Below are 4,281 nucleotides of genomic sequence, written 5' to 3'. Positions count from 1 at the left end.
ATTCTACAACCTCGCAATATAAGCAGTACTTCGCATATCGATCTCGCTCACCGCTCGATCCTTATCGCGACAAAGCCCTTGAGACGCCTCGCAACTGGCGCGTGACCAGGGACGTTTAAAGAAAGAGCGGATCTTGCGAAGGTCTGAGGCTTTAAAGGCCGTTCCCGGTGGTCAGCGGTGTTGCTGCCGGGACAGATGCGGGAATGACCGATGCTCTGCCGCAAGTGCTTATCCATTGCTGTGACGGCTCCCAACTGCTTGAGCGGTAAGCTTTCGCATTTTTTTAGTTCCTTTTTAGCGCAGAGTGGTCATGAATGCCGGAAGTGAAAGCGTCCCGCTCAAGTGCGCGATCGGGACGCACCGAAGAAAGAACGCCATCGATGCGCCGCGCGTCCTCGTGGTTGACGACTTTATCGACACCGCCGACGCCATCAGCATGGTTCTGGATTTCAGCGGGTTCGATACCAATGCAGTCTATGGCGGCCAGCCCGCAATCGACGCCACTCGCCGTTGGCAGTCACAAATCGTCCTGCTGGACATCTGGATGCCCGACATGTCTGGCCTGGAAGTGGCAGCGCGCCTGCGCGCCAATGAGAAAACGTCGGAAACCATGTTGATTGCGCATTCCGCCGCAGCCGGGGAACGCGATCTCGAGCGGGCGAAACAGGCCGGGTTCGACGCGTTTTGCGCCAAGCCGACCGACGCGGCGGCCCTATGCCCCTTGGTGCGTTACTTCGTGCCGGAACCGGTAGCGACGGTGTAGCCGCGAGCCGGTCTGTAGGACAATCAGGAACATCGCTTTCGCACGATCTCAGCGCGACGTCCCTGCTTGCATCCTCTTATCGCCCGCTTACGTCGGGACTTTTCCTGGCCTGTTGCGCCAGGTAGCCGTGATTGAGAAGATCTTCGGTGAACGCGATAACCGCTGCCTGCCATTCCGGGGTTCCCGGTTCAAAATCCCACGGGTTGGGCTTTTTTTGCGCCCGGCGGATGGCAAGCACAGCCAAATAAAATTCGCCGGTTTTCGCTGGAAAGGCGAATGCCGAAGGACCTTCTGAACGGCTTTGATCGTCGCTCATAGCGCCCCTTCCCGGGCAAGGAACCAGGCTGCCGCAATCAGACACCCAGGCTTCAGGGTTATCAGCGCCACGTCAGACATGACCATGTGGTCATAACGGTGAGCGGCCAGGTCGAACGCCGCGCGCCGGGGATGGGCGCGCCGCGCCAGGCGTAGCGAAGACGGTGCGTCGCACGGCTCTGGGGCAGATATTCTGGTCAGGAGAGGGTTCACGCTAGACGCCTGCAGGCAATGGAATGATTTCCTTCCAGCATTGCCTATGCCGCATTAAAACATCCAGCTTCGCCGGGAACTGCATTAAATCCAATGCCTGATTCAGGCAATCTGACGATTACCTTGAAATCGCCGCCAGGCGGTTGAGAAGTTTTTGCGCCCTTTCCAATATATCCGCCTCGGCATTCGCGTCACAAATGCCGAGCACCCTGGATTTCCAGTAAGTGGGGCGATCCATTAAACAATTGACGGCGAATGCCTTTTGCGACGTTTCCAAAATCGTCAACACCGCCTCAATGTGAGAAAGATCATTTCTTCTCAGAGCGTTGACGTTCATATTAATTTGACAACCATCTAGGGTTATCTGGTTCTGGCTCTTGAAACTGCCGTTTGTTCTCTCAGGCTCTGCAGAATGCGGTCGCGTTGACGCTCACGAATGTAGTGTTTGAATATGGCCGGAAGCGCAATGAAAACGGCGGTTCCCGCGACAATGCATCCCATCAAGGTTTCGCTCATGGCGACTCCTTTAGGCCCGCGCTCGGATCCGACAACGACTAAGTCACACGTCGGTTTTAAACTGATAATATTTGTCCAGCACTATTGGAACGATTAAAACATGCGTCAGATAGACGTGTTATAAGGGTTAACGCCTAAAATGACTTTATCGAATCGATCGTTCGTATTTATGTAGGGAAAATTTGCCGAATGAGGAGGTTTATAATCAGCGGATGAATATCGCAAACGTTGTCTGATTAATAAGCAACCTTAACGGTCGGCGAATCCTCCGGCCGATTTTTGCGCCGGTCATAGATTCGCGTGGTCGCGATGTTGGCATGTCCCAGCCATTCCTGGACCTTGGTGATATCCGCCTCGTGCTCAAGCGCGTTGGTTGCAGCCGTCGCCCGCAGGCTATGGACGCCGAACCCCTGCAGTTCGATCCTGGCCTGATCCGCATAGGCGAGTACGGTCGTATAAACGCCATCGGCCGTCAGCCCCGCGCCGGTCTTGCGCCGTGCCGGCTGAAACAACGCCGCCCCCGGCATATCGCCATGCCCGGCCGCTTCGAGATAGGTATGGATCCGCTCCGCGCTGCCCGAATGCAGCGGCAGATGGCGCAGCTTGTTGCCCTTGCCATGCACCCGTAAATGCGGCACCCCGCGCCGCGCATGGATGTCGCGGACCTTCAGCAGACACAGCTCCTCGCGGCGCAGGCCGTGATAGAGCAGCATCGACAGCAGCGCGCGGTCGCGTTTGCCTTTAAGCGTCGCCGGGTCTGGCGCATCGAGCAGCGCCCGCGCCTGGTGGTCGCCGAGCGCCGGTGTTTTGCCCTCCCCGCTTTTGACGCGCGGCCGCTTTGCGCCCTTGACCGGGTTGGTTTCGACGGCAATGCCGGCGAAGCCCAAGAAATCCCGTAAATCGATCTGATACGCGCGCTTTCGTACGCGGATTGTCGAGATTGGCGAACCACTCGGCTTCCGCCGGCACGGCCGCGAATTGGTGAAACTGCGCGGCCGTCAGCCGGCGGGCGGGTTCAGCGGGCGTTGGCAGGTCGGACATGACTCTCTCCGGGCAGTTCCGCCCCGTGCGTGCGGATCAGTGGGCAGCGCGATCAGCTCGGCCGGCGTGATTTCGTGGCGGGTTTCGCGCTGGACGCCGGGCTTGCGCCGGTCGGTATCAATCAGAATGACGCTTCGGCTGTCGCCGCTCGCTTCCAAGCGCACCTGGCGTAACTGGTTATCCTGGCCATCGTATTCGGCCAGCAGATGCATCGCGCCGAGCGCGCCGTTCGTCGTGGTCTTCGGGAGATCAGTCGGAGTCATCGTATTCCATAAAAGAAGGACGCCGGCCGGCATCCGCCAGATGCTTATAGCGAGGCTATTACTATCGCTAACATATTTTATCAATAGCTAGCGGGACCGCTCCGGAGTTGCCCGCCGAGGCCCGGTGGGCGGATGCCGACTGGCCTGCGCCTGCCACTTCCGACGACGCTGAGTCGGACCAGCGACAACGTCTTTAGGCGGCCGCTGCCAGCCGTCTGACAGGTAGCAAAATCCTTGAGGCAACGAGCGAATGCTCTGCGTACTAGCGGTTCGCTGGCAAGGGCAGCGGTTCTGACTTTGGCGTCTTTCTCATTGGGGCAAGGCCGCAGGCCGCGTCAGCCTCAAGTGTGCTCAAGTCCCGGACCGCGTAGCGGCTGTCCCTAGGCCGGGGTCATCGGCCTGTGGGCAGAGACCTTGTCCATCAGGAGATAACCGACGAGCTAGGTACGACGATTGCCCGCATTGGCCCGTCTCCTCCCTGTCCTACTCTCTCGGTGGACGTGGGACTTAGCCCGCCCTTTGGTCTGCTCTGGGGCGGGTTTTCTTTGTCACTCCCCGCACGGCGGCCTGCTAAGCTACTAGTTGCGCCCTTCCCCGGGGTGCTTGACGTAGCCTTGGTTAGTCCGCCTCCGCCTCGAAGTCGGGCTTTCTTTTTGTCCGCGCCGTCTGTCGGTTATCCCGCGCCCGTTTTAAATACGCTTCCCGTTTAGGCACCCTCGGAGCCTTGCTGGATAAGGCTTTGCGGGGAGCAATTGGAACAACGGCCCGGTTGAATTGGCATAAACGCCCGGTTAAATGGAACAAACGCCCAGTTATTGGCGCAACGGCCCGTCGCAAGTGCATATTGCAACGCAATAAATTAAGTGTACGGTCAATCGGTAGCTCGCGAACGGGCGTACTCGACCGTTGGACATCTCACTGGCAGGCCGGTGCTTGCGTCGTCGTCTAAAGCGCGCCCGGAATTGGGACTAGCGAAGTTCAGGAAAAGTTGGAAAACGCACGAAACGCTCTGCAAGCGGCTCAGGTGACTCTGCGAGCTTCGCCTATCCTCAAGAGAAAGAATCCAAACCTTCCATCGACCACTGGGCGTGCGTCTTAGCAGGCCGCTGAAATACTGATCGCAGAGGTCATCGCGGGATGTGCCTGAAGCGTTGATAGAAGGACCTAACT

At 58.3% G+C, this 4,281-nt stretch carries 5 protein-coding genes and 1 pseudogene; 1 reads left to right on the top strand and 5 read right to left on the bottom strand.

The window, feature by feature from the left end; translation table 11 throughout:
• Nucleotides 1-310 precede the first annotated feature (310 nt).
• On the top strand, nucleotides 311-763 hold the full coding sequence (locus AB6804_RS31605; RefSeq protein ID WP_370889796.1) for a response regulator: 453 nt from the start codon (nucleotides 311-313) through the stop codon (nucleotides 761-763).
• Nucleotides 764-839: 76 nt separating this feature from the next.
• On the opposite strand, the gene AB6804_RS31600 is transcribed toward AB6804_RS31605, so the two are convergent.
• The 5 genes and pseudogenes from AB6804_RS31600 to AB6804_RS31580 form a co-directional block, all read right to left on the bottom strand.
• Nucleotides 840-1,079, bottom strand: coding sequence for a hypothetical protein (locus tag AB6804_RS31600; RefSeq protein WP_370889795.1), 240 nt, complete (start codon nucleotides 1,077-1,079; stop codon nucleotides 840-842).
• Between the two features lie 330 nt (nucleotides 1,080-1,409).
• Nucleotides 1,410-1,628 (bottom strand): hypothetical protein, encoded by a 219-nt coding sequence (locus AB6804_RS31595; RefSeq protein WP_244818686.1) that lies wholly within the window; start codon nucleotides 1,626-1,628, stop codon nucleotides 1,410-1,412.
• A 23-nt stretch (nucleotides 1,629-1,651) separates the two neighbouring features.
• Entirely contained in the window at nucleotides 1,652-1,807 is a 156-nt protein-coding gene (locus AB6804_RS31590) for a hypothetical protein (protein WP_370889794.1), read from the bottom strand.
• A 236-nt stretch (nucleotides 1,808-2,043) separates the two neighbouring features.
• On the bottom strand, nucleotides 2,044-2,694 hold the full coding sequence (locus AB6804_RS31585; RefSeq protein ID WP_370889793.1) for a tyrosine-type recombinase/integrase: 651 nt from the start codon (nucleotides 2,692-2,694) through the stop codon (nucleotides 2,044-2,046).
• 128 nt (nucleotides 2,695-2,822) lie between these two features.
• Nucleotides 2,823-3,060 (bottom strand): annotated as a pseudogene (locus tag AB6804_RS31580) (hypothetical protein).
• Nucleotides 3,061-4,281 lie beyond the last annotated feature (1,221 nt).

Source organism: Caballeronia sp. RCC_10 (assembly GCF_041360715.1).
Taxonomy (GTDB): domain Bacteria; phylum Pseudomonadota; class Gammaproteobacteria; order Burkholderiales; family Burkholderiaceae; genus Caballeronia; species Caballeronia grimmiae.
Note: the sequence above shows the minus strand (reverse complement) of the source record. Positions and strands in the feature narration are given on the sequence as shown.

Bases quoted from the DNA above. Each gene is read 5' to 3' on its own strand.
- AB6804_RS31605 (WP_370889796.1), top strand. From the start codon at position 311: ATGAATGCCGGAAGTGAAAGCGTCCCGCTCAAGTGCGCGATCGGGACG.
- AB6804_RS31600 (WP_370889795.1), bottom strand. From the start codon at position 1,079: ATGAGCGACGATCAAAGCCGTTCAGAAGGTCCTTCGGCATTCGCCTTT.
- AB6804_RS31595 (WP_244818686.1), bottom strand. From the start codon at position 1,628: ATGAACGTCAACGCTCTGAGAAGAAATGATCTTTCTCACATTGAGGCG.
- AB6804_RS31590 (WP_370889794.1), bottom strand. From the start codon at position 1,807: ATGAGCGAAACCTTGATGGGATGCATTGTCGCGGGAACCGCCGTTTTC.